Raw genomic sequence first — 23,684 nt, 5'->3', positions numbered from 1 at the left:
TGTGGATCAGTCTGGAAGGTTTGAGCAGCGCTTGCGGTAGTCGGCGGGGGTGAGTTGATAGGCGCGGCGGAACCACCGCCCCATGTGACTCTGATCAGCAAAACCGAGCACGCTGGCGACCTGCGCCGGCGTTTCACCCCGGGCCAGTAACTGCCGCGCCTTGGCCAGGCGCAACTGGATCAGGTACGCGTGGGGCGCCAGGCCAAAAGCCGACTTGAAGGCGCGGCTGAGACGAAAACGGTCGACCCCGCAGACCCGCGCGAGATCATCGAGACCGATATCTTCATAGGTATGCGCGTGCAGATAATCCCGCGCCAGTTGCGCCACCAATGGCAGGCGCGGATCGAAAACCTGGCGCTTGCGCCAGTCGAGATGGCGCGTGAGCGAGCTCAGCAAACCATCGACGGCGGTCTGCCGGACGATGCGCAGATCGCCGTCATGCAACGCATGGAAAGCGTGACTGATCGCTGTGGCCAGACGCGGGTCCTGACTCAGCGTGTCGGCAAAACCGGGCTGGCTGTCGGACGGTGCGTCTTCGAACAGCGCATGCAGTTCACGCTCCAGCCAGTGCGGATCGAGGTAGAGCATCGAATAGGTAAAACCTTCCTCGGTCGGCGCTTGCCCATCGTGGATTTCCCCCGGCTCCAGCAGGAACACGTTTCCCGGCGTACTGCGATGGCGCACGCGGCGGCAATTGAACTGCTGCACACCTTGCTCGGTGACGCCGACGAGAAAGCTGTCATGCCAGTGCGGATCGTAGGCATGCCCCTCGAAGTGAGCACGAATCGATTCAATCCCGGTGTCGACATCCTGGGACAGCTCGATCCAGTTGCGTTTATCCACGAAGGCTCCAGTGTTCGCCATTGAAAGGTGCGGCCCCATAAAATACCGCGCAATGGTCATCGACGTTTAGAAGATTTGTGCAGGTGAGAGGGCTAGACTCAGCAGGTTACGACCCGTTTTGGCGGCAGGTGAAAAACGATGCTCAACCGATGCACGCTCTGGGGCATGCTTACCCTGATCGGCCTTAGCCTGACGCTTAATGCAGGTTGCTCCAGCCGAAAACACTATCCACCGTCGGGTGTTGGCGACGCCTGCTACGCGAAAGCCTTGCCGTCGGTCGGCGAGGGCGGTCTGGCCTGGGGCTCCAGTCTGAACATGGCCCGGCAGAAATCGATGAACAACTGCATCCGTTATGCCGGGCGCTCCGGGGGCACGCCGGACACCTGTCAGGTGGTGTTGGCCAAGTGTCGATAGCTTTCTGTTGACATGGTTGCTTTAGGCAAATATATAGTTGCTTTAAGCAATTAACTGAGTATCTGCCATGTCCAGCAGCCATCTCCTCGAGCAAGCCGACGTTGTGCGCGGCTTCAACCGCTTCTACACCCATCAGATCGGCGTATTGCAGGAGCATTTGCTGCAAAGCGACTACTCGCTGACCGAGCTACGCATCTTGTATGAATTGGCCTCGCGCGGTGACCTGACCAGTGCCGACCTGCGCCAGATGCTCGGCCTGGACGCCGGCTACATGAGCCGCATCATCAGCGGTTTCGAGAAGCGCGGCTTGATCCAGAAAGTCCCGTCGCCCACGGACGCTCGCGCTGCGCAATTGCACTTAACCGATTTGGGCCGTGAAATCCTGATTCCGCTGGAAAAGGCCTCCCGCGAACAGATCGTCGCCATGCTCGAGCGATTGCCTGAACCGCAGCAGAAGCAACTGATCGGCGCCATGACGTTGATCCAGGCACTGCTGCAAGGCAACAAAGACGCAACCTACGTATTACGCGATCCGCAGCCCGGCGACATGGGCACGGTGATGCAGCAACAAGCGGCCCTGTATTCCCGTGAGTACGGTTGGAATTCGGAGTTCGAGGCGCTGGTGGCCGAGGTGGTCGCCAAGTACCTGCGTGATTACGACCCGACGAGCGAGCGCTGCTGGATTGCGGAAAAGGACGGCAAGGTCATCGGCTCGGTGTTCATCGTCCGCCAGGATGAAACAACCGCCAAACTGCGCATGCTCTACGTCGACGCCAGCGCGCGGGGCTTGGGCATTGGCAGCCGTCTGGTCGAGGAGTGCCTGCGCTTTGCCCGGCAGATCGGGTACCAGAAAATGACCTTGTGGACGACCAGTAACCTGACCGCTGCGCGCAAGATTTATCAGAAGGCCGGTTTTGAATTGGTGGAGGAGGAGGCGGTTCACAGCTTTGGCAAGGATCTGGTGAGTCAGACGTGGGCGCGGACGTTGTGATCTGTTTTTCGTCGTCGAGTGCAGTGAAAAGGCAGACGAAAAAAAACCACCTTAGCGGGGTGGTTTTTTTAACCTCGGTTTGCGGCTGAGGTTTGTTGCTTCACTAGCTGCTTTGACATGTGCTCATGGTATGAGTCTTTGCGTCCCCTCGCAACATTAATATTCTGTTTCAGGTGGATGCATACGTTATCCAATGTTGAAAAGAGCAATGCTGGCAGAAATAACGTTTTACAAAGCCGATGAATTACCTGGTCATGTATCGTTCTATTGAGGGTTATGATGCCGACGCTCACATGTCTAAGCAGCGACGAGGTTTGGCTGGCAACTCAACGATTTCATTCCCTCTGACACGGTTTTGCACCCGTGCCGGAATGATACTTCGGAGGGCTTTCAACCGGCCGCCTCATTGGCTGCTTTGACATGCATGCTGAAGGCAAGCATGATCCGGTAAGCTTGCTGGAGGTTTGGCCCCCAGCCCTGGAGGCCAAAACGTATGAAGCTTTTGCTGCGTACGCTGAGCCTTGTATGGAGATTGTTTAAAGCCTTTCGCTTTTACGAGTTCCTGCGAGACCACTTTGACGACCTGAAGTAACGGCCGTTGAGGTGGGAGAAGCCCGTTTCAGTTTCGACTGAAACGGGTTTTTTTTTGTTTTATAAAGCTGTCATAAGTAGGATTTTTCTGTGTCGGGTTTTTTTGGCGTGTAGGGCATTTCTTCGGCAAGTGTAGGCGTTGTTCAAACCACTCTGTAGTCCGCAAAAAGCGTTCGATTATCGAGCACCCAAACCTTCGTCCAATTGCCCACTCTGACACTCCGGCGTACTGTGGCTCGTGATGCCTGAATCCCCGTGATCCCAAAAATAACGACAACAACGAGCAACGCCCCATGGACAGCCATCTGCTGAGCGATCGCAGCAGCGTGTTCCGTCACGCTGACCCTTATGCCGTCTCCGACTACGTCAATCAGCACGTCGGCCAGCACTTCATTGGCCTGTCCAGAACCACCCACCCGCAAGCCAGCCTCAACCATCGCAAACTCGCCGATCTCGATCTGGCCCGCATCAGCTATGGCGGCAGCGTGCGCGTGACCTCCGTGGCGCTGGAGACCGTTTACCACCTGCAAGTGCTCTTGCAAGGCAATTGCCTGTGGCGCGGGCACAAGCACGAACAGCATCTGGTGCCTGGCGAGTTGCTGTTGATCAACCCGGATGATCCGGTTGATCTGACGTACTCGGAAGACTGCGAGAAATTCATCCTCAAGGTGCCGGTCAGCGTGCTCGAATCGGTGTGCGACGAGCAGCGCTGGCAGCACCCCTCCAGCGGTATCCGTTTCCTGCGCAATCACTATCGGCTCGATGAGCTGGAAGGTTTCACCAACCTGCTCGCGATGATCTGCCAGGAAGCCGAGGCCAGCGATCCGTTGTTACGGGTACAGGAGCATTACGCGCAGATCATCGGCAGCAAACTGATCTCACTGATGAGCACCAATGTCAGCCGTGAGTGCCTGAGCGCACCGAACGTCAGCTTCGAGCGCATCCTCGATTACATCGAACGTAACCTTAAACTGGATTTGCCGGCCGAACATCTGGCGGCGCAGGCGAGCATGAGCCCGCGCTCGCTGTACGCGTTGTTCGAACGCCAACTCGGCGTCACGCCGATGCAATACATCCGCCAGCGCAAGCTTGCGCGCATTCACACCTGCCTCAGCGACCCAAGCTGCCCGGTACGCAACCTCACCGAACTGGCATTGGACTACGGCTTCCTGCACCTGGGTCGTTTCTCCGAAAGCTATCGCCAACAGTACGGCGAACTGCCGTCGCAGACCTTCAAACGCCGCCACTAAAACACTGCGCTAAACCCCCCTCTGAAACACGCCGAATCATCTGCCGCGCCATCCTGCACAAAACGGATAGCGATCTGCAGGATTCGGCTATTGCCCCGTGCATCGCCTCCCTAACCTGACCTGGCCTGAACAATAACAATGGAGGCCCCGGCCATGTCCCTGGGAATCGACTACCTCAATGCCATGCTTGAAGAAGACAAGGAGAAGGGCGCCTACCGCTGCAAGCGGGAGATGTTCACTGATCCGCGTCTGTTTGAACTGGAGATGGCGCACATCTTCGAAGGCAATTGGATTTACCTTGCCCACGAAAGCCAGCTGCCCAACAACAACGATTTTCTCACCACCACCATGGGGCGCCAGCCGATTTTTATCGCGCGCAACAAGGACGGTGTGCTCAACGCTTTTCTCAACGCCTGCAGCCATCGCGGCGCCATGCTGTGCCGGCACAAGTCCGGCAACCGTTCCAGCTACACCTGCCCGTTTCACGGCTGGACGTTCAACAACAGCGGCAAACTGCTCAAGGTCAAAGACCCGAGCGAAGCGGGTTACCCGCAAGGTTTCAACTGCGAAGGCTCTCACGACCTGACCAAAGTCGCGCGTTTCGAGTCCTATCGCGGCTTCCTGTTCGGCAGCCTGAATGCCGATGTGAAATCCCTCACCGAACATCTGGGCGAGTCGGCAAAAATCATCGACATGATCGTCGACCAGTCGCCAGAAGGTCTAGAAGTACTGCGCGGTTCCAGTTCCTATATCTACGAAGGCAACTGGAAACTCACCGCCGAAAACGGTGCCGACGGTTACCACGTCAGTTCGGTGCACTGGAACTACGCCGCCACCCAGAACCAGCGTCAACAGCGCGAAGCAGGTGAGGCGATCAAGACCATGAGCGCTGGCAGTTGGGCGAAGAAGGGCGGCGGTTTCTATTCCTTCGATCACGGCCACCTGCTGCTCTGGACCCGCTGGGCCAACCCTGAAGATCGTCCCGCCTATGAGCGTCGCGACGAACTGGCCCGGGATTTCGGCCAGGCCCGCGCCGACTGGATGATCGAGAACTCACGCAACCTGTGCCTGTACCCCAACGTGTACTTGATGGATCAGTTCAGCTCACAGATCCGTATCGCCCGGCCGATCTCGGTCAACAAGACCGAAATCACCATTTACTGCATCGCTCCCAAAGGCGAGAGCGCCGATGCGCGCGCCAAACGTATTCGGCAGTACGAAGATTTCTTCAACGTCAGCGGCATGGCCACGCCGGATGATCTGGAAGAGTTCCGCTCATGCCAGACCGGCTACGGCGCCGGGCGCGGCTGGAATGATATGTCCCGTGGCGCCACCCATTGGGTTGAAGGCGCGGACGCAGCGGCCGAAGAAATCGACCTGAAACCGCTGCTCTCCGGCATGCGCACCGAAGACGAAGGCCTGTTCGTGCTGCAACACAAGTACTGGCAGGAAACCATGCTCAAGGCCGCTGCCGCCGAGCCACAGTTGATCCCCGTGGAGGCCGTGTGATGAGCAACCTCTACGACAGCGTGCGCGATTTTCTCTACCGCGAGGCGCGTTATCTCGATGACGGCCAGTGGGATCAATGGCTGGAACTGTACGCCGCCGATGCGACCTTCTGGATGCCGGCCTGGGACGACAACGACACGCTCACCGAAGACCCTCAAAGCGAAATCTCGCTGATCTGGTACGGCAACCGTGGCGGCCTCGAAGATCGCATCTTCCGGATCAAGACCGAGCGCTCCAGCGCGACCATCCCCGACACCCGCACCTCGCACAACCTGAGCAACATCGAAATCGTCGAGCAGAGCGCAGACCAGTGCCTGGTGCGCTTCAACTGGCACACCCTGAGCTTTCGCTATCAGGTCACCGACAGCTACTTCGGCAGCAGTTTCTACACCCTCGATCTGCGTGGCGAACAGCCGCTGATCAAGGCCAAGAAAGTCGTGCTGAAAAACGATTACGTCCGTCAGGTCATCGACATCTACCACATCTAGTCGACACGGCGAGGTGCACCATGAATTTCCAGATTGCGCTTAATTTTGAAGACGGCGTCACCCGTTTCATCGAGGCTGGCGGCCATGAAACCGTGGCCGATGCGGCGTATCGCCAAGGCATCAACATCCCGCTGGACTGCCGCGATGGCGCCTGCGGCACCTGCAAATGTTTTGCCGAGGCCGGGCGGTACGACATGGGCGACAACTTCATTGAAGACGCCTTGAGCGACGACGAGCTTGCGCAAGGTTATGTGCTGACCTGCCAGATGCGCGCTGAAAGCGATTGCGTCGTGCGAGTGCCGGCCGGCTCACATGTGTGCAAGACCGAACAGGCGAATTTCCAGGCCTCGATCAGCGCTGTCCGGCAGTTGTCCGAGAGCACCATCGCGCTGTCGATCAAGGGCGAAGCGCTGAGCAAACTGGCGTTTCTGCCGGGGCAATACGTCAACCTGCAAGTGCCCGGCAGCGAGCAGACCCGCGCTTACTCCTTCAGCTCATTGCAGAAGGACGGAGAAGTCAGTTTCCTGATTCGCAACGTGCCCGGTGGCCTGATGAGCAGCTTCCTAACCGGGCTGGCCAAGGCTGGCGACAGCATGAACCTGGCCGGGCCTTTGGGCAGCTTCTACCTGCGCGAGATCAAGCGGCCGCTGCTGTTGTTGGCGGGCGGCACCGGCCTGGCACCGTTCACCGCGATGCTGGAAAAGATCGCCGAGCAGGGCAGCGCGCACCCGGTGCATTTGATCTACGGCGTGACCAACGATTTCGATCTGGTGGAACTCGATCGTCTCGAGTCCTTTGCCGCACGGATCGCCAATTTCAGTTTCGGTGCCTGCGTGGCCAACCCGCAGAGTGCGCATCCTCTGAAGGGCTACGTCACCCAGCACATCGAGCCGCGCCACCTCAATGAAGGCGATGTCGACGTCTACCTCTGCGGCCCGCCGCCGATGGTCGAAGCGGTCAGCCAATACATCCGCGAGCAGGGCATCACTCCCGCGAATTTTTACTACGAAAAATTCGCCGCAGCGGCTGCCTGAAACCCTTCTTTCGAGGTTGTCATGAACAACAGATTCTCCAACAAGGTCGCGCTGGTCACTGGCGCGGCGCAGGGTATCGGCCGCCGTGTGTGCGAACGCCTGTTGCGCGAAGGCGCGCAAGTGGTTGCCGTCGACCGCTCCGAGCTGGTTCACGAGCTGCAAGGCGAGGGTGTTCTCGCGTTGACCGCCGACCTTGAGCAATACGCCGAGTGTGCGCGGGTGATGGTCGAGGCGATCAACACTTTCGGCCGACTCGACATCCTGATCAATAACGTCGGCGGCACGATCTGGGCCAAGCCCTTCGAGCATTACGAAGTCGAACAGATCGAGGCTGAAGTGCGCCGCTCGCTGTTCCCGACCCTGTGGTGTTGCCACGCCGCGCTGCCATACATGCTCAAGCAAGGGGGCGGCGCCATCGTCAACGTTTCATCGATTGCTACCCGCAGCGTCAATCGCGTGCCGTACGGCGCGGCCAAGGGCGGTATCAATGCGCTGACCGCGTGCCTGGCATTCGAGAACGCCGAGCGCGGTATTCGCGTCAACGCCACCGCGCCGGGTGGCACCGAAGCACCGCCCCGGCGCATCCCGCGCAATGCCGCCGAACCGTCGGCGCAGGAGCAGGCCTGGTATCAGGAAATCGTCGCGCAAACCCTCGACAGCAGCCTGATGAAACGCTACGGCAGCCTTGATGAACAGGTCGGCGCGATCCTCTTTCTGGCTTCCGATGACGCCTCGTACATCACCGGCGTGACCCTGCCGGTCGGTGGCGGCGACCTTGGTTGATGACTTTTCGAGGGACATTGAAATGCAGCGAATTCTGATTGAAAACCTGACGACGATCATCGTCGACCTGCCGACCATTCGCCCGCACAAACTGGCGATGCACACGATGCAGAAGCAGACCCTGGTGATTCTGCGCCTGCGCTGCAGCGATGGTATTGAAGGCATCGGTGAAGCCACCACCATCGGCGGCCTCGCCTACGGTTATGAAAGCCCGGAAAGCATCAAAGCCAATATCGACGCACATCTGGCCCCGGCGCTGGTTGGCATGGAGGCCAACAACATCAACGCCGCGATGCATCGGCTCGACAAGATCGCCAAGGGTAATACCTTCGCCAAGTCCGGCATCGAAAGTGCACTGCTCGATGCTCAAGGCAAGCGCCTCGGCCTGCCGGTCAGTGAACTGCTCGGTGGCCGCGTGCGGGACAGCCTCGAAGTGGCCTGGACCCTGGCCAGCGGCGACACCGCGCGCGACATTGCCGAAGCCGAGCAGATGCTTGAAGCGCGTCGCCATCGCATCTTCAAATTGAAGATCGGTGCCAACCCGCTGGAGCAGGATCTCAAGCACGTGGTGGCGATCAAAAAAGCCTTGGGCGAGCGTGCCAGTGTGCGGGTTGACGTTAACCAGTATTGGGATGAGTCCCAGGCGATTCGTGGTTGTCAGGTACTGGGTGACAACGGCATCGACCTGATTGAACAGCCGATTTCGCGGGTCAACCGCTCCGGGCAGATTCGCCTGAACCAGCGCAGCCCGGCGCCGATCATGGCCGATGAATCGATCGAAAGTGTCGAGGATGCTTTCAGTCTTGCTGCTGACGGCGCTGCCAGTGTGTTCGCCCTGAAAATCGCCAAGAACGGCGGCCCGCGTGCTGTGCTCAGAACCGCGCAGATCGCTGAAGCAGCAGGCATCGCGCTCTACGGCGGGACCATGCTCGAAGGCTCCGTCGGCACGCTGGCCTCGGCGCACGCCTTCCTCACGCTCAAACAACTGACCTGGGACACGGAGCTATTTGGCCCGTTGTTGCTGACCGAAGACATCGTCACCGAAGCGCCGCAGTACCGCGATTTCCACCTGCACATCCCGCGAACCCCGGGCCTTGGCCTGACGCTGGACGAAGAGCGTCTGGCGCGTTTTCGCCGCCACTGAATCAGGAGAACCAGCATGTTGTTCCACGTAAAAATGACCGTGAAATTACCCGTCGATATGGACCCGTCACTGGCCACCCGGCTCAAGGCAGACGAGAAGGAATTGGCCCAACGGCTGCAACGCGAAGGTGTCTGGCGGCACCTGTGGCGCATCGCCGGGCATTACGCCAATTACAGCGTGTTCGATGTGCCGAGCGTTGAGGCCCTGCACGACACGCTGATGCTTTTGCCGTTGTTCCCCTACATGGACATCGAGGTCGATGGCCTCTGCCGGCATCCGTCGTCGATCCACAGCGACGATCGCTGACCCAACCCGGTCCCTGTAGGAGTGAGCCTGCTCGCGATAGCGGTGTGTCATTCAGCATTGATGGTAACTGGCAGACCGCTATCGCGAGCAGGCTCACTCCTACAAGGGACGGTGCTGGAACTCAAGAACTGCGTCGACAAAACAACAAGATGAGGTAACCACCATGACCGTGAAAATTGCCCACACCGCCGAGCTGCAAACATTCTTCAAAGAAGCCGCCGGTTTTGCCAACGACGACGGCAACTCCCGGCTGAAAACCATCGTCCTGCGCATCTTGCAGGACAGCGCCAAGATCATCGAAGACCTCGAGATCAGCGAGGACGAGTTCTGGAAAGCGGTCGACTATCTCAACCGTTTGGGTGCGCGCTCGGAAGCAGGATTATTGGTCGCGGGGCTGGGCCTCGAGCATTTTCTTGACCTGCTACAGGATGCCAAGGATGCACAGATCGGCTTGACCGGCGGCACACCGCGCACCATCGAAGGCCCGCTGTACGTGGCCGGCGCGCCGCTGTGTGAAGGCGAGTGCCGCATGGATGACGGCAGCGAGGAGGGCGTCGCCACCGTTATGCACCTCGAAGGCCAGGTGTTCGATCTGCAGGGCCAGCCGTTGTCCGGTGCCACCGTTGACCTGTGGCACGCCAACACCAAGGGCACCTATTCGTTTTTCGACCCGAGCCAGTCCGAGTACAACCTGCGCCGCCGCATCATCACTGACGCCGAGGGCCGCTACCGCGCTCGCAGCATCGTGCCGTCCGGCTATGGCTGCGACCCGCAAGGGCCGACCCAGGAATGCCTGAACCAGCTCGGCCGCCATGGCCAGCGCCCGGCGCATGTGCATTTCTTCATCAGCGCACCGGGGCATCGGCACCTGACGACGCAGATCAATCTGTCGGGTGATCAATACCTGTGGGATGACTTCGCCTATGCGACCCGTGAAGGTTTGGTCGGGGAGGTGGTGTTCCGCGAGGACGCGGTTTTGGGGCGTTATGCCGAGCTGAAGTTCGACTTCCAGTTGCAGCAGGCACCGGACGCCAGTGCCGAACAACGCAGCCAACGGCCGCGTGCGTTGCAAGACGCTTGATACCGAGTCGTCTGGTTCCCTCACCCTAACCCTCTCCCGGAGGGAGAGGGGACTGACCGAGATGACCTTGAGCGCTACGTCGACCTGAACGTTTTGTACCGAATCCAACCCGGTCGTTCAGGTCGATGCATAACGCTAAACAACTCGGTCGGCTCCCTCCGGGAGAGGGTTGGGAGGATACTGACCGAGGCGATATTTAGTGCTACGCCGACCTGAACAGTTTGTGCCGAATCCATAATCGACTCGGTCGTTCAGGTCGATGTATCGCGATATACACCTCGATCGGCTCCCTCTCCCTCCGGGAGAGGGCTGGGGTGAGGGGAAATCAGGCCTAAGGTAATGCGAAAAAGATATTGGCTACGTATTTTTAAGATCGTTTAGTTTTGTCACAACGACGAATCAAAACGCATCAAACCGATAGACCCCCGATTGCCATGACGGCACACGCTGAATCGATCACAGGTTCTTCAGGTTTGATTCACACGGGAGTGAATCATGCCGCATACCCTCGACATCACCGCATTACCGACGCTGGACCTGTCGCTGTTCGAAGGCACGGCGCAACAGCGCTACGAATTTCTTGAAAACCTGCGCCACGCCGCCCGTGACGTCGGGTTCTTCTACCTGACCGGGCATGGCATCGACAGCGCTTTGCTCAAGCAGGTACAGGCCCACGCTCGGCAGTTCTTCGCTTTGCCCGACAGCGAGAAAAACGCCGTCGGCATGATCAACTCACCACACTTTCGCGGTTACAACCGTGCCGCCTCGGAGATCACCCGTGGCCAGCCCGATCAGCGTGAACAGTTCGATCTGGGCGCCGAGCGCGAGGTGTTGCCATTAGACGCAGACAGCCCGTTCTGGGCGCGGCTGCAAGGCCCCAACCAATGGCCGGCGGCACTGCCGGAACTGAAACCTTTGCTGCTGGAATGGCAAGAGGCGATGACGCGCATGTCGTTACGCCTGCTGCGTGCGTTCGCTCAGGCACTGTCGCTACGGGCCGATGCGTTTGATCAGCTCTACGGCGACAAGCCCAACGAGCACATCAAATTGATGCGCTATCCCGGTCAATCCAGCGAGTCAAGCCATCAAGGCGTCGGCGCGCACAAGGATTCCGGTTTCCTCAGCTTCCTCCTGCAAGACCAGCAGGCCGGTCTGCAGGTCGAAATCGAAGAGGGCCGCTGGATCGATGCATTGCCGCGCGAGAACACCCTGGTGGTGAACATCGGCGAACTGCTCGAACTGGCCAGCAACGGTTATCTGCGGGCCACGGTACATCGCGTGGTTTCGCCACCGGCGGGTAGCGAACGCCTGTCTGTCGCGTTCTTCCTTGGCGCGCAACTGGATGCCGTGGTGCCGCTGTATCCGCTGCCCACCGCACTGTTGCGCGAGGCGCGCGGGCCGGCGAGTGATCCGCTCAATCCGCTGTTTCGCGATGTCGGCTGGAACTACCTCAAGGGGCGTCTGCGCTCGCATCCGGATGTCGCGCAGCGCTTCTACGCCGATGCGCTGCTGCCGCCACCGCCTATTCGTAAATCCGCCTGACTCATCACTCGCTCAAGGACTCCGCACATGATCAAGAAAGCAGGTTTGACCCTGGCCGTGCTCGGCGCGCTGGTGACGTCGTTCGGTGCGCAAGCGCTGGAGCCGTTGCGCGTCGCCGCTGACCCGGTGCCGCACGCGCAGATTCTGGCGTACATCCAGAAAATCGATCCGCAGCTGAATCTTAAAGTCATCGAGATCCCCAACGGTGTGAACTCCAACGAACTGTTGGTGCACGGTGACGTCGACGCCAATTACTTCCAGCACTTGCCGTACCTGAAATCCCAGGAAAAGGCCCTCGGCGAGAGACTTGCGGTGGCGGCCACGGTGCATATCGAACCCTTGGGCATCTACTCGCACCGGCACAAAAGCTTCGCCGACGTGCCGGTAAAAGGCACCGTCGCCGTGCCCAACAACGTCACCAACCTGAGCCGCGCGCTGTACCTGTTGCAGGACAACGGCCTGATCAAACTCAAATCCGGCTTCAACGACCCGGCAGCGGACCAGGCAACGCCCAAGGACATCGCCGAGAACCCGAAACAGCTGAAGATTCTCGAGATCGAGTCGCCGCAGATTCCGCGCTCGCTGGACGACGTCGATCTGGCCGTGATCAACGGTAACTACGCGCTCGACGCAGGCCTGGTGCCGGCCAAGGATGCCTTGGGTCTGGAGAAAGCCGAGCACAACCCCTACGCCAACATTCTGGTGACCACGCCCAAGCTCGAACACGACCCGCGTATCGCGCAACTGGCCAAGGACCTGACGTCGCCCGAGGTCGCCAAATACATCACCGACAACTTCGCCGGTTCGGTGATTCCGGTGGCGGGCGGCAAGCCATGATCGCCATCGAGCAGTTGAGCAAGACTTATCCTTCGGCCGCGCAACCGGCACTCGACCAGGTCTCGCTGAGCATTCCCGACGGCGCGGTCTACGGGATTCTCGGGCGTAGCGGCGCGGGCAAGTCGACGCTGCTGCGTTGCCTCAATCTGCTCGAACGACCGGACAGCGGACGCATTCTGCTGGATGGCATCGACCTGACGACGCTGTCGGTCAGCGAACTGCGCCAGCAGCGCCAGCGCATCGGCATGATCTTTCAAGGCTTCAATCTGCTGCATTCGCGCACGGTGTTCGACAACATCGCGGTGCCGCTGGAGATCGCCAAGGTCGGCAAGCCGTGGCGTCATGTGCGGGTTCGCGAACTGCTTGATCTGGTCGGTTTGAGTGACAAGGCGCAGGCCTTTCCCTCGCAACTGTCCGGCGGCCAGAAACAGCGCGTCGGCATTGCCCGCGCTTTGGCCGCTGAGCCGGCGTATTTGCTCTCGGACGAGGCCACCAGTGCGCTCGACCCGGAAACCACCGAATCGATCCTGCAATTGCTGCGCGATATCAATCGGCAACTGGGCGTGACCATCGTGTTGATCACCCACGAACTGGACGTGGTCAAGTCGATCTGCGACCACGCCGCGTTCATGGCCAATGGACGCTTGGTCGAAGCCGGGCCGGTGCCACGGCTGCTGGCCGATCCGCAATCGCAACTGGGTGCTTCGCTGCGGCCGACCTGCGGTCTGCCGCTGGGCCACGCTGAGCCGGGCCTGAGTTTTCTAAAACAATACGGCGTACGGGCGGCGCACTCATGAACCGCACGGTCAATTGGGATGAAATCCTGCAACTGGTGTTCAACGCCACCGGTGAAACCCTGTACATGGTCCTGCTCGCAGGGCTGTTCACGCTGCTGATCGGCTTGCCGCTGGGCGTGCTGCTGTTTATCAGTCGACGCGATGGACTGCTGCCGATGCCACGCCTCAATGCCGTGCTGGGTGGCGTGGTCAACCTCGGCCGTTCGCTGCCATTCGTGGTGATGCTGATCGCCCTGATCCCGCTGACGCGGCTGGTGGTCGGCACAACGCTGGGCAGCACCGCCGCTGTGGTGCCGATCACCATTGGCGCGTTTCCGTTCTTCGCGCGCATCGTCGAAAACGCTCTGGACGAAGTCGACAAGGGGCGCATCGAAGCGATCCTCGCCATGGGCGGCGACATCGGTCATGTGATCTTCAAGGTGTTGCTACCCGAAGCGCTGCCGGCGTTGTTGGCCGGGATCACCTTGACGCTGGTGATGCTGATCGGTTTTTCCTCGATGGCCGGCGTGATCGGCGGTGGCGGGCTCGGTGATCTGGCGATCCGTTACGGCTATCAGCGGTTCAACAATGAAGTGATGGTTGCCACGGTGGTGGTGTTGGTGATCCTCGTCCAAGGCGTGCAAAGCCTGGGTGATCGATTGGTTCGTTCGCTGGCGCATCGCCGCTAAGGAATTGTATGAGTGTGCCGGTCGCCGTCGTCCGCGAACCGCTGATTCGTGTACGTGAGTTGAGCAAGATATTTGGCGCGAGCCGGGCGCTGGACGCGGTCAGCCTGGACATCTATCCCGCCGAAGTGGTGGCGCTGCTCGGCGCCAATGGTGCGGGCAAGTCGACTCTGGTGAAGATCCTCGCGGGCAGCCAGACTGCCGACGCGGGCGAGATCTGGCTGGAGGGCGCGCCACGCCATTTCAGTTCGCCGCTGTCGGCGCGACGCTTCGGTATTGTCGCGGTGCACCAACAGATCAACGAGGGCATCGCACCGGGTCTGAGCGTCGCGGAAAACCTCCTGCTCGATGAACTGTGCAAGCCAGACGCTGACTTCTGGCTCAATCGCCAACGCCTGCTGGAACGCGCTGCGAGCATCGCCGCCGGGCTGGGATTGACCTTGCCGCTGGAGCAGCCGATCGAGCATCTCGGTCAGGCCGAACGGCAATTGGTGGTGCTCGCTCGAGCCTTGGCTTTGCAGCCGCGCCTGTTGATTCTGGATGAGCCGACCGCCGCGCTCTCCGATGCCGAGGCGCAGCGGCTGTTTGGATTGATCGACACCTTGCGCACTCGCGGAGTGGCGATTCTGTACATCTCCCATCGACTCTCCGACCTGCAACGCGTGGCGGATCGCGCCATCGTTCTGCGCGATGGCCAGTTCGCGGGCGAGTTCACCGCTCGGCAATTGCCGGAAGCGGTGAGCGCCATGCTCGGGCAGGCGCTGGCCGAACATGTTTACCAGCTGCGCGTGACCGGGCGCGAGGTGTTGAAGCTCAGCGCCATGCAAATCCTGCCGCGCTCCGCCGCGTTCGATCTGAGCCTGCACGAGAATGAAGTGGTGGTGCTGACCGGGCTGTTGGGCGCCGGTAAAAGCGAAATCGCCGAGGTGCTGTTCGGTCTGCGTAAAGCGGCCTCGGGCAGGGTGCAACTGGGTGGCGCGGACTGGTGTGCGGACTCACCGCGCCAGGCCATTCAAAGCGGGGTTTTCTTCGCAGCCGAAGATCGCGCCAGTCAGTCGCTGATACCTGATTTTTCTTTGCGTCGCACCCTGACTTTGCCGTTTCTTGAACGCTTTACCCGCGGCGATTTCATCCGCAACCGCGCCGAAGCGGCAGCGGTCGAGGCACAGGTGGCGGCGCTGGGGATCAAGACTGCCGGTATCGATGTGCCGATGAGCGCGCTGTCGGGCGGCAATCAACAGAAAGTCGTGCTCGGCCGCTGGCTGCTCGGCGAAGGGCGGGTATTGATCCTTGATGAGCCCTTCCAAGGCGTCGACGTGCGTGCCCGCCGCGACATCGGCCAACTGTTGCGCGACAGCGCCAGGGGCCGGGCGACGCTGGTGATTTGCGCCGACGTCGATGAAGCCCTGGAGATTGCCGACCGCATCCTGCTGGTGCGCGATCACGCGGTGGTCGCCGAGTACCCGCGCGCCGGCCTCAATCGTGCTGATCTGGTCGCTGCACTGGCCGGCAGCGACGTCACCGAACATTCCCCTCAAGCCACGCCAAGGAGCAGAGCGAGTGCCTGATTCAAGTTCACTGTTATCGATCGAGCCGGCACGCGCCGAACGTCTGCTGCACGGGTTGATCCGCTACGGCCTGTTGTGGCTGCTGGCGCTGATCGTGGTGTTTTTCAGTGTGGCCGAGCCGGCATTCCTGCGCGTCGGCAACCTGTTCAGCATCCTGCAATCGGTGTCGATTGTCGCGCTGCTGGCGCTGGGGGTGACGCTGACCATGGCCGTCGGCGGCCTCGATCTGTCGATTGGCGCGGTGGCGGCGATGAGCCTGATGATCGCCAGTTACGTGATGGTCGTGCTCGGCTGGGGTGCGGTGCCGGCGGTATTGATCAGTCTGGCCGGTGGGGCGCTGGTCGGCCTGCTCAACGGTTGGCTGATCGTCAAACTGCGGGTGCCGGACATTCTCGCGACGCTGGGCAGCATGTTTCTGGTAATCGGCGTGCAGCTGATTCCCACTGGCGGGCGCTCGATTGCGGTAGGCATGACTTTGCCCAGTGGTGAGGAAACCGAAGGTACCTTCAGTGCTGCGTTTCTGGCGCTGGGGCGTGGGCGGTTGTGGGAGGTGGTGCCGATTCCGGTGTTGATCACGGCGGTGGTAGCGGTGGCGGTGTGGCTGTTTCTCGAACGTACGCGCATTGGTCGTTTGTTCTATGCCATCGGCGGCAACGAGCAAGCCGCACGACTGGCCGGTGCACCGGTGCAGCGCTTCAAATTATTGGCTTACGTGCTCTCGGCGTTGCTCGCATCGCTGGGCGGATTGTTGCTGGCGGCGCGCTTGGGCCGTGGTGACGTCAGTTCCGGTAACGGTCTGGTGCTGGATGCCCTCGGCGCGGCGCTGATCGGGTTTGCCGTACTCGGCGCGAAGAAGCCCAACGCCTTTGGCACCTTGGTCGGCGCGCTGCTGGTGGCGGCGTTGCTCAACGGTCTGACCATGCTCAACGCGCCGTATTACGCACAGGATTTCGTCAAGGGACTGGTGCTGGTGCTGGCCCTGATGTTCACCTTCGGCCTCGCGCATCGGGCGCGTTGAGCCGCTTCATTCAAGGATGTTGTATGCACGGTTCAATCACACAGTTCGCCCGTCATTGCCTCGCCGGTGCGTTGCTTTCGGCGATGGCACTGAGCGCTCAGGCCAAAGCCTTGCCCGGCGCACCCGCACCGTTCGACAAAGGTCAGGTGCAGATCGCGCTGGTGGGGTATTTGTTCTCCGGGGACTTCCCCGAGGCGTATTTGCGCGGCGTCGAAAAACAGACCGAAGCACTGGGTGCCAACCTGCGCGTATTCGATGCCCGGCAGCAGGCGGCGAGTCAGGGCGAGATGATCGATCAGGCGATCGATCTGGGCGTCGACGGCATCATCGTCCAGCTCGGTTTGGCCGAAACCCTGAAAGCACCGATTGATCGCGCTATCGCCAAAGGCATCAAAGTCGTCGCTTTCGACGTCGATCTGAACACCCCGCAAGTGACTCAGGTCGAGCAGGATCACCATGCGCTGGCGCGTCTGGCCCTCGATCAAGCCGTCAAGGACAACGGCACGAAGTTCGATGCCGGCTACGTGTACATCAGCGGTTTTACGCCGATGGAGCGCCGCGACGAGATCTGGAGTCAGGTCAAGAAAGCCAATCCGGGCATCGTCGAGAAGGCACGCTTTGGCACGCTGAATCCGCCGATCGCCAATTCGGTTGCGGATCAGGCCAGCGCCGTGCTTCGCGCCAATCCGGGCATCAGCGTGATTTTTGCGCCGTTCGATGAGTTCGCCAAAGGCGCGAAAATCGCCGTCGACGAGGCGGGGCTGGCGAGCAAGGTGAAGATCTACAGCGCCGATATTTCCACTGCCGATATTCAAATCATGAAAGAGCCGGACAGCGCCTGGGCGGCGACGGCAGCGGTCAATCCGCAAGTGGCCGGGGCAATCAGTGTGCGCAGTCTGGCGATGTTGATTGCCGGGGAAAATCCGGGGCATCAGGTGCTGGTACCGCCGACACTGATTACCCGTCAGCAGTTGCTGGATCTGGACGTGAAAAACGTTCGAGATCTGGCGCAGAAACTCCCGGCCTTCGGTGATACCGCGAATGTCGCGCGGGCCCCGTGGATTCCCGTGGCCAACTAGAACATTTGCCACGACATTGCCCATGTGGGAGCGAGCCTGCTCGCGAAGAGGTCTGATCAGTTGATATCTCTGTTGATTGACCCACCGCTTTCGCGAGCAGGCTCGCTCCCACAGGGGTAACGCGTAGTTGCGCAAACTGAGGGAGTTCTGGAGCTTACATGCACAACAAAGCTGACCGCTTACGCAAAAGCCGTTCCCCGAAAACCGATCCGGCGCTCGGTAAACGACTGCCCCCAGGCCAAGTGCTGACGGAGCGATTTCCAATTCTCCACGAAGGCGAAATCCCGGACTACGACCTCGCCAACTGGTCGCTGCGCCTGTTCGGCACGCTCGCACAGCCTATCGAATTACGTTACGCCGACCTGCAGGCACTGCCGCAACGACAACTGCGCTGCGACATCCATTGCGTGACACGCTGGTCGAAGTTCGACACCGAGTGGAGTGGGGTGCATCTGCAGGATTTGTTGCAGGCGTTCGATATCCAGCCAACCTCGGCGTTCGTCATGGCCCATGCCGACCACGATTACCAGACCAACTTGCGACTCGATGATCTGTTACACCCCGACAGTTTGTTGGCCACCCACTACGCCGGCCAGCCGCTGAGCGCGCAACATGGCTGGCCACTGCGGCTGGTGGTGGCGGGGCGGTATTTCTGGAAGAGCGCGAAGTGGTTGCGCGGGCTTGAATTCGTCGAACAGGAACAAGCGGGTTTCTGGGAGCAAAACGGCTTTCATCTGCACGCCGATCCGTTTGCCGAACAGCGATTCAGTGGTGATGAACTGGATATTGCCGAGGATGCCTGGCTGGAAAAAGAGTTCGACTAAGTAGCGTCTGATGCAGATCAAAACTGTAGGAGTGAGCCTGCTCGCGATAGCGGTGTGTCAGTTGACAACTTTCTTACTGATATACCGCAATCGCGAGCATGCTCACTCCTACAGGGAACCGTATTTCAGTCTAAAAATTGTTTTTAGTTGGTTGAAGTGTTGGCTCAGCAACACTTCTGCTGAACTAAGAACACTCCTTTGGAGCGATCTAACCTAAGCGTTATTGGTTCTTTTACGAGTTGCGGCAGCTTGTCTAGCATCGGCTTTCAAGGGGAAACGTCTCACGCTGGGGAAACTGCAACTCACCGTAAAAAAGCTTTACTGCCTTCCAGAAATCCAAAACTACAGCAGACATTGCCGCGCATTGCTTGCCGAACTTTATTGTCGGTAACGGCCGGGTATTAACTGCGATTCAAGGAGCTGTTATATGCATTACCGTTCCCGTTCATTACTGGCGGCCGCTGTCGTGTCCGCTATTTGGCAACTTCCCGCTAACGCCGAAGAAACTTCCGTCAGCGCCGACAGCGAATCCCGCCTCGGTACCGTGCTGGTCACCGGCACCCGTGGCACTTCGCGCACCGTGCTCGATTCGCCGGTGCCGGTCGACGTGCTCACCGCCGAAGACCTCAAATCCGCCGGCGCCGCTGATGGTGAACTGGGCGCGGCGTTGCAGACGCTGTTGCCATCCTTCAGCCTGCCGCGCCAATCCAACTCCGGTGGCGCTGACCACGTGCGCGCGGCGCAACTGCGTGGCATGAGCCCGGATCAGGTACTGGTGCTGGTCAACGGCAAGCGCCGCCACACCTCAGCGGTGGTCAACGACTCGTCGAAGATTGGTCGCGGTACTGCGCCGGTCGACTTCAACTCGATCCCGCTCAGCGCGATCAAACGTATCGAAGTGCTGCGTGACGGTGCCGGCGCGCAGTACGGCTCAGACGCGATTGCCGGGGTGATCAACATCATTCTCGACGACGCCCCCGAGGGCGGCGAAGTGTCGACCAGTTATGGCGCTTATCACACCCATCAGGACGCTATCGACAAGACCACCACCGACGGCCAGAACAGCGTGACCACGGCGAAGATCGGCACGCGCCTGGGCGAAGAGGGCGGGTTTATCCGCGGCGGCACCGAATACAAAGATCGCAACCCGACCAACCGCGCCGGTTTCGACGGTTTTGCCGACACCCCCGGCCAGCGCAACTATGTGATGGGCGACGGCGTAGCGCGAGACGTCAACCTCTGGTTCAACAGCGAACTGCCGCTGGCCGGCGGCAAGGCTTACAGCTTCGGTACTTATAACCAGCGCCACACCACCGGCGCCGAGTTCTATCGCTACCCGTATGAACAGCCGCAGTTCTACCCCAACGGCTACTTGCCGCAATCGCTCGGCGACAACAAGGACATTTCCGCCACCGCCGGTTTCAAAGGCCTGCTCGGAGACGAGTGGGATTTCGACAGCAGCATCACCCACGGTCGCAACCGCTTCGATGGCTCGACCCGGCAGACGCTCAACGCCAGCCTCGGTGAAGACTCACCCACGAAGTTCGACACCGGCGATTACGAACTGCGCCAGACCACCACCAACCTCGATTTCAGCCGCGAACTGCGTCTTGGCGAGCGCTCGTTCGTACTGGCGGTCGGCGGTGAATACCGCTACGAAAACTACCTCACCTATGCCGGTGACGAGGCCTCCTACATCGGCTCCGGAGCCGACGGCGCCAACGGCCTGCGCCCGAGCGAAGAGTCGGATCTGGATCGCAACGTGTTCGGCACTTACGCCGAGTTGTCCGGCGATCTCACTGATCGCTTCTTTGTCGACGCCGCCACCCGCTGGGAGCATTACGACGATGCCGGCAGCAAACTCACCGGCAAACTCAGCGGTCGCTACAAGCTCACCGAGCAATGGGCCTTGCGCGGTGCGGTATCGAACAACTTCCGCGCACCGTCGCTGGCCCAAAGCGGCTTCCAGAACACCACCAGCAACTTCGGCGATGGCGGCACGCTGACTGACATCCGCGTGCTCTCGGTCAACGACCCGATCGCCCGCGCACTGGGCGCCGAGAAGCTTGATCCGGAAACCTCGAAGAACTTCAGCCTCGGCCTGACCTTTCAGTTGAACGAACGCTTCGACGCCTCGCTGGACGTGTTCCGCATCGACGTCAAAGACCGCATCACCCTGTCGCAACGCATTGGCAGCGATGCGCTGGAAAACTACATCAATGACAACTTCGGCGTTGCTGGCGTGCACGACGTCAACTTCTTCACCAACGCCGCCGACACCAGCACCGACGGCGCCGAACTGGTGCTCAACTACCACCAGCCGTTCTACGAAGGGCAACTGGGCCTGACCACCGCGTACACCTACAACCACACCAAAGTCACCAGCACCAAAGGCACGCCGTCGCAACTGACGGCGCTGGGCATCGGCAATGATGCACTTGTTGGCGTCGAAGAAACCAACACCCTGACCGACGCAGCGCCGAAGGATCGCTTCATCTTTTCCGCCAACTGGGCCAGCGAACACTGGGGCCTGCTTGGGAGGTTGACGCGCCAGGGCGAGACCACCCGAGTCTTCGATTTCGGCGATTCGCAACCGGAGCAAACCTACGGTGCCGTGTGGCAGCTGGACGCCGAAGTGGCTTACAAATTCACCCCGAAATTCAACATTGCCGTGGGCGGCAACAACCTCACCGACAACTACCCGGAACGCTCCGGTTCGGCGATCAACTACGGCGGCAACCTGCCGTACGACGTGCTCTCGCCGATCGGCACTAACGGCGCCTACTACTACGCCCGCGCCACCTATGGTTTCTGACGCGGGACCGGGGCGGCATCTGCCGGTGTTTCAGGCGTTGCTGATCACGCTGGGCATGGTGATCACCACCGATATTCTGAAAACCGCGCCGACCGTGGCCCTCAACGTCGGGCCAGAGCATTTCTATCTGGTGTGGGTGCTGGGCGGTGTCGCGTCGATGATTGGCGCACTGTGTTTTGCCGAGATGGCCACGGCGTTTCCGCACCCGGGCGGTGATTATCACTTTCTGCGCACGGCGTATGGCGAGCGCATGGGATTCCTGTTCGCCTGGTCGCGGTTTTCGGTGATGCACACCGGGTGGATTGCTTTGTCGGCGTTCATGTTTGCCGATTACGTCAATGCGGTGGTGCCGCTGGGTCAGTACGGCTCGGGGTTGTTTGCCGGGACGGTGATTGCGGCGCTGGTACTGCTCAATCTCACTGGAAAGCACATTGGCTTTCTCACCCAAACCTTGTTGGTGGGGTTGCTGGCGCTAGGTTTTTTGAGCATTGCCAGTGCCGGCGTTTTTTTGGCTTGGCAAGGCATCGAAGCGCCTGCGCCGAGTCTTGCGCCCGTCGCGCAAAACACCGGCATGGCCGGATTTTCAGCGGCGATGATTTTCGTCTTTCTGGCATTTGGCGGCTGGAGCGATGCGGCGACGTTGTCGGCGGAAGTGCGTGATGGCCGGCGGGGGATTTTCATTGCCATGCTCGGTGCGCTGAGCGTGTTGATGGCGATCTATCTGGCGCTCAATTGGGCGTTCGTTCAGGGCCTGGGATTCGTCGGACTGGCGGCCAGCAATGCGCCGGCGGTTGAGTTGTTGAACCGTGCTTTTGGTGCACCGGGTGTCATGCTGATTTTGCTGATGGTCGGCATCGCGGCGATTGCGACCATCAACTCGACGCTGCTGGTCGGCGCTCGCACTACTTACGCCGCCGCGCGTGATGTGCCGCAGCTGCGCGGTTTCGGCGAATGGGACGACCGCCATGGCATACCGCGTAAAGCGCTGCTGGCGGAAGGTGCGGTGGCGTTGTTGCTGGTACTGTTTGGCAGTTTTACCCAGAGCGGTTTCAACACAATGGTCGAGTACCTGACCCCGGTGTATTGGTTGTTTTTGAGTTTGAGCAGCGTGGCGCTGATCATCCTGCAGCGGCGTTTTCCCGAGGTGCCGCGGCCGGTGAAGGTGCCGTTGTATCCGCTGTTGCCGCTGCTGTTTTTCGGGTTGTGCCTGTACATGCTGTATTCCAGCGTGACGGTGGTGGGGGTTGGGGCGTTTTTGGGGATTGGAGTGTTGCTGGTTGGTGCCGTGCTATTGGCCGGGTTGAGCCGTTTAAAAGCGAACCCTCACCCCAGCCCTCTCCCGGAGGGAGAGGGGGCCGACCGAGTTGTCTTGCGTGATACATCGACCTGAAAGACCGAGTCGATTATGGATTCAGTGAAGCAAATACAGGTCGAAATCGATTATGGATTCAGTGAAGCACGTTCAGGTCGGCGTACTTCTTCAATATCCCCGGATCGGTTCCCTCTCCCTTTGGGAGAGGGCTAGGGTGAGGGGCTTCTGATTCTAGAAGGACACCTCCGCCGGCTGCGACAACCGCAGCACCGACAAGTCCCCGGTAATACGCTTGTAAGCCAGGCGAATCGCTTCGATGTTGCCCGCATTCTTCGGGCTGTTCTCATGCAAAATCACAATCACCTTGGTGCTCAAGCGCTCAGGCTCCTTCGCGCCCTTATCCCGCCACTGCCCATATGCATCAAGCACACTGAATCCATCAGGAAACCGCGACGTCACCTCCTGATCAAGAAACTCACGCCAGCGCGCCGGGCTGACTGCACCGTCCTTGCCATCGATCGAACCCACTGAGAAGTACAACTCGGTGCGAATCCACTGCGCCTGCGCCGGTCGCGAGGCATCTCCTTGCAGGGTCGAACTGGCGGGATCATGGGTGTGCACGGACGCAGGAGGAGGGCTGGCGCAACCGGCGACTGCGATGAACAGTGCAGCCAGTAGAAGACGTCGAGGCATGGAACATCCTTATTGAACGATGAGTAAACCGCTCGAGTATAAGGTTGCGCTCTGACCGCCAATAAAGACCTAAAAGGCAGGCATATAGGCGCTTCGGGAA

22 protein-coding genes are annotated in these 23,684 nt (G+C 60.1%); 20 read left to right on the top strand and 2 right to left on the bottom strand.

Annotated elements, in window-relative coordinates; genetic code table 11:
- Positions 1-6: 6 nt before the first annotated feature.
- Positions 7-843 (bottom strand): AraC family transcriptional regulator, encoded by an 837-nt coding sequence (locus PspS49_RS17085; protein WP_127928435.1) that lies wholly within the window; start codon positions 841-843, stop codon positions 7-9.
- Between the two features lie 138 nt (positions 844-981).
- Between PspS49_RS17085 and PspS49_RS17080 the strand changes: the two genes are divergently transcribed.
- From PspS49_RS17080 to PspS49_RS16985, 20 genes are all read left to right on the top strand, one after another.
- On the top strand, positions 982-1,257 hold the full coding sequence (locus PspS49_RS17080; protein WP_160040635.1) for a hypothetical protein: 276 nt from the start codon (positions 982-984) through the stop codon (positions 1,255-1,257).
- A gap of 67 nt (positions 1,258-1,324) precedes the next feature.
- Positions 1,325-2,248 carry a helix-turn-helix domain-containing GNAT family N-acetyltransferase gene (locus PspS49_RS17075; RefSeq protein ID WP_160040633.1) on the top strand — a complete coding sequence of 308 codons (924 nt, stop codon included), beginning with the start codon at positions 1,325-1,327 and terminating at the stop codon, positions 2,246-2,248.
- 884 nt (positions 2,249-3,132) lie between these two features.
- The gene (locus PspS49_RS17070) at positions 3,133-4,089 is read left to right on the top strand and encodes an AraC family transcriptional regulator (RefSeq protein ID WP_160040630.1); all 957 of its coding nucleotides are present in this window, start codon (positions 3,133-3,135) and stop codon (positions 4,087-4,089) included.
- Between the two features lie 153 nt (positions 4,090-4,242).
- On the top strand, positions 4,243-5,598 hold the full coding sequence (benA, locus tag PspS49_RS17065) for a benzoate 1,2-dioxygenase large subunit (RefSeq protein WP_160040627.1): 1,356 nt from the start codon (positions 4,243-4,245) through the stop codon (positions 5,596-5,598).
- On the top strand, positions 5,598-6,086 hold the full coding sequence (gene benB / locus PspS49_RS17060; RefSeq protein ID WP_137216584.1) for a benzoate 1,2-dioxygenase small subunit: 489 nt from the start codon (positions 5,598-5,600) through the stop codon (positions 6,084-6,086). The genes benA and benB overlap by 1 nt, the downstream gene beginning before the upstream one ends.
- 20 nt (positions 6,087-6,106) lie before the next feature.
- A complete protein-coding gene (gene benC, locus PspS49_RS17055; protein ID WP_160040624.1) occupies positions 6,107-7,120 on the top strand; it encodes a benzoate 1,2-dioxygenase electron transfer component BenC in 1,014 nt (337 codons plus the stop codon).
- A gap of 21 nt (positions 7,121-7,141) precedes the next feature.
- On the top strand, positions 7,142-7,903 hold the full coding sequence (locus PspS49_RS17050) for a 1,6-dihydroxycyclohexa-2,4-diene-1-carboxylate dehydrogenase (RefSeq protein ID WP_160040621.1): 762 nt from the start codon (positions 7,142-7,144) through the stop codon (positions 7,901-7,903).
- Between the two features lie 22 nt (positions 7,904-7,925).
- Positions 7,926-9,047 (top strand): muconate cycloisomerase family protein, encoded by a 1,122-nt coding sequence (locus PspS49_RS17045; protein ID WP_160040618.1) that lies wholly within the window; start codon positions 7,926-7,928, stop codon positions 9,045-9,047.
- Between the two features lie 15 nt (positions 9,048-9,062).
- Complete coding sequence (gene catC, locus PspS49_RS17040) at positions 9,063-9,353, top strand: muconolactone Delta-isomerase (protein WP_150652796.1); 291 nt, start codon at positions 9,063-9,065, stop codon at positions 9,351-9,353.
- A 163-nt stretch (positions 9,354-9,516) separates the two neighbouring features.
- Positions 9,517-10,434, top strand: coding sequence for a catechol 1,2-dioxygenase (catA, locus tag PspS49_RS17035; RefSeq protein WP_160040615.1), 918 nt, complete (start codon positions 9,517-9,519; stop codon positions 10,432-10,434).
- A 495-nt stretch (positions 10,435-10,929) separates the two neighbouring features.
- Positions 10,930-11,976, top strand: coding sequence for an isopenicillin N synthase family oxygenase (locus tag PspS49_RS17030; RefSeq protein ID WP_127928413.1), 1,047 nt, complete (start codon positions 10,930-10,932; stop codon positions 11,974-11,976).
- A 27-nt stretch (positions 11,977-12,003) separates the two neighbouring features.
- Positions 12,004-12,813 carry a MetQ/NlpA family ABC transporter substrate-binding protein gene (locus tag PspS49_RS17025; protein ID WP_160040612.1) on the top strand — a complete coding sequence of 270 codons (810 nt, stop codon included), beginning with the start codon at positions 12,004-12,006 and terminating at the stop codon, positions 12,811-12,813.
- On the top strand, positions 12,810-13,610 hold the full coding sequence (locus tag PspS49_RS17020) for a methionine ABC transporter ATP-binding protein (RefSeq protein ID WP_160040609.1): 801 nt from the start codon (positions 12,810-12,812) through the stop codon (positions 13,608-13,610). The genes PspS49_RS17025 and PspS49_RS17020 overlap by 4 nt, the downstream gene beginning before the upstream one ends.
- Complete coding sequence (locus tag PspS49_RS17015) at positions 13,607-14,278, top strand: methionine ABC transporter permease (protein WP_007950374.1); 672 nt, start codon at positions 13,607-13,609, stop codon at positions 14,276-14,278. Before PspS49_RS17020 ends, PspS49_RS17015 begins: the two co-directional genes overlap by 4 nt.
- An 8-nt stretch (positions 14,279-14,286) precedes the next feature.
- Complete coding sequence (locus tag PspS49_RS17010) at positions 14,287-15,843, top strand: sugar ABC transporter ATP-binding protein (protein WP_160040606.1); 1,557 nt, start codon at positions 14,287-14,289, stop codon at positions 15,841-15,843.
- Positions 15,836-16,861, top strand: coding sequence for an ABC transporter permease (locus PspS49_RS17005; RefSeq protein WP_160040603.1), 1,026 nt, complete (start codon positions 15,836-15,838; stop codon positions 16,859-16,861). Before PspS49_RS17010 ends, PspS49_RS17005 begins: the two co-directional genes overlap by 8 nt.
- A gap of 23 nt (positions 16,862-16,884) precedes the next feature.
- A complete protein-coding gene (locus PspS49_RS17000; RefSeq protein ID WP_160040600.1) occupies positions 16,885-17,940 on the top strand; it encodes a substrate-binding domain-containing protein in 1,056 nt (351 codons plus the stop codon).
- Positions 17,941-18,098: 158 nt separating this feature from the next.
- Positions 18,099-18,764 (top strand): sulfite oxidase-like oxidoreductase, encoded by a 666-nt coding sequence (locus PspS49_RS16995; RefSeq protein ID WP_160040597.1) that lies wholly within the window; start codon positions 18,099-18,101, stop codon positions 18,762-18,764.
- A gap of 427 nt (positions 18,765-19,191) precedes the next feature.
- Complete coding sequence (locus tag PspS49_RS16990) at positions 19,192-21,579, top strand: TonB-dependent receptor (protein ID WP_127928401.1); 2,388 nt, start codon at positions 19,192-19,194, stop codon at positions 21,577-21,579.
- A complete protein-coding gene (locus PspS49_RS16985; RefSeq protein ID WP_160040594.1) occupies positions 21,569-22,969 on the top strand; it encodes an APC family permease in 1,401 nt (466 codons plus the stop codon). The genes PspS49_RS16990 and PspS49_RS16985 overlap by 11 nt, the downstream gene beginning before the upstream one ends.
- A 153-nt stretch (positions 22,970-23,122) precedes the next feature.
- On the opposite strand, the gene PspS49_RS16980 is transcribed toward PspS49_RS16985, so the two are convergent.
- Positions 23,123-23,584: a DUF3574 domain-containing protein gene (locus PspS49_RS16980; RefSeq protein ID WP_127928397.1), complete on the bottom strand. Its 462-nt coding sequence runs from the start codon at positions 23,582-23,584 to the stop codon at positions 23,123-23,125.
- Positions 23,585-23,684 lie beyond the last annotated feature (100 nt).

It is taken from the genome of Pseudomonas sp. S49, assembly GCF_009866785.1.
In the GTDB taxonomy this organism is placed as follows: Bacteria; Pseudomonadota; Gammaproteobacteria; order Pseudomonadales; family Pseudomonadaceae; genus Aquipseudomonas.
The sequence above is the reverse complement of the archived record's forward strand: the minus strand, read 5'-3'. Positions and strand labels throughout refer to the sequence as shown.

Excerpts from the sequence above, each read along its gene's own strand:
- PspS49_RS17010 (WP_160040606.1), top strand. The coding sequence starts at position 14,287 with ATGAGTGTGCCGGTCGCCGTCGTCCGCGAACCGCTGATTCGTGTACGT.
- PspS49_RS17075 (WP_160040633.1), top strand. The coding sequence starts at position 1,325 with ATGTCCAGCAGCCATCTCCTCGAGCAAGCCGACGTTGTGCGCGGCTTC.
- benA (WP_160040627.1), top strand. The coding sequence starts at position 4,243 with ATGTCCCTGGGAATCGACTACCTCAATGCCATGCTTGAAGAAGACAAG.
- PspS49_RS16995 (WP_160040597.1), top strand. The coding sequence starts at position 18,099 with ATGCACAACAAAGCTGACCGCTTACGCAAAAGCCGTTCCCCGAAAACC.
- PspS49_RS17070 (WP_160040630.1), top strand. The coding sequence starts at position 3,133 with ATGGACAGCCATCTGCTGAGCGATCGCAGCAGCGTGTTCCGTCACGCT.
- PspS49_RS17020 (WP_160040609.1), top strand. The coding sequence starts at position 12,810 with ATGATCGCCATCGAGCAGTTGAGCAAGACTTATCCTTCGGCCGCGCAA.
- PspS49_RS17000 (WP_160040600.1), top strand. The coding sequence starts at position 16,885 with ATGCACGGTTCAATCACACAGTTCGCCCGTCATTGCCTCGCCGGTGCG.
- PspS49_RS17080 (WP_160040635.1), top strand. The coding sequence starts at position 982 with ATGCTCAACCGATGCACGCTCTGGGGCATGCTTACCCTGATCGGCCTT.
- benB (WP_137216584.1), top strand. The coding sequence starts at position 5,598 with ATGAGCAACCTCTACGACAGCGTGCGCGATTTTCTCTACCGCGAGGCG.
- PspS49_RS17015 (WP_007950374.1), top strand. The coding sequence starts at position 13,607 with ATGAACCGCACGGTCAATTGGGATGAAATCCTGCAACTGGTGTTCAAC.
- catC (WP_150652796.1), top strand. The coding sequence starts at position 9,063 with ATGTTGTTCCACGTAAAAATGACCGTGAAATTACCCGTCGATATGGAC.
- PspS49_RS16980 (WP_127928397.1), bottom strand. The coding sequence starts at position 23,584 with ATGCCTCGACGTCTTCTACTGGCTGCACTGTTCATCGCAGTCGCCGGT.
- PspS49_RS17030 (WP_127928413.1), top strand. The coding sequence starts at position 10,930 with ATGCCGCATACCCTCGACATCACCGCATTACCGACGCTGGACCTGTCG.
- PspS49_RS16985 (WP_160040594.1), top strand. The coding sequence starts at position 21,569 with ATGGTTTCTGACGCGGGACCGGGGCGGCATCTGCCGGTGTTTCAGGCG.
- benC (WP_160040624.1), top strand. The coding sequence starts at position 6,107 with ATGAATTTCCAGATTGCGCTTAATTTTGAAGACGGCGTCACCCGTTTC.
- PspS49_RS17050 (WP_160040621.1), top strand. The coding sequence starts at position 7,142 with ATGAACAACAGATTCTCCAACAAGGTCGCGCTGGTCACTGGCGCGGCG.
- catA (WP_160040615.1), top strand. The coding sequence starts at position 9,517 with ATGACCGTGAAAATTGCCCACACCGCCGAGCTGCAAACATTCTTCAAA.
- PspS49_RS17045 (WP_160040618.1), top strand. The coding sequence starts at position 7,926 with ATGCAGCGAATTCTGATTGAAAACCTGACGACGATCATCGTCGACCTG.
- PspS49_RS16990 (WP_127928401.1), top strand. The coding sequence starts at position 19,192 with ATGCATTACCGTTCCCGTTCATTACTGGCGGCCGCTGTCGTGTCCGCT.
- PspS49_RS17025 (WP_160040612.1), top strand. The coding sequence starts at position 12,004 with ATGATCAAGAAAGCAGGTTTGACCCTGGCCGTGCTCGGCGCGCTGGTG.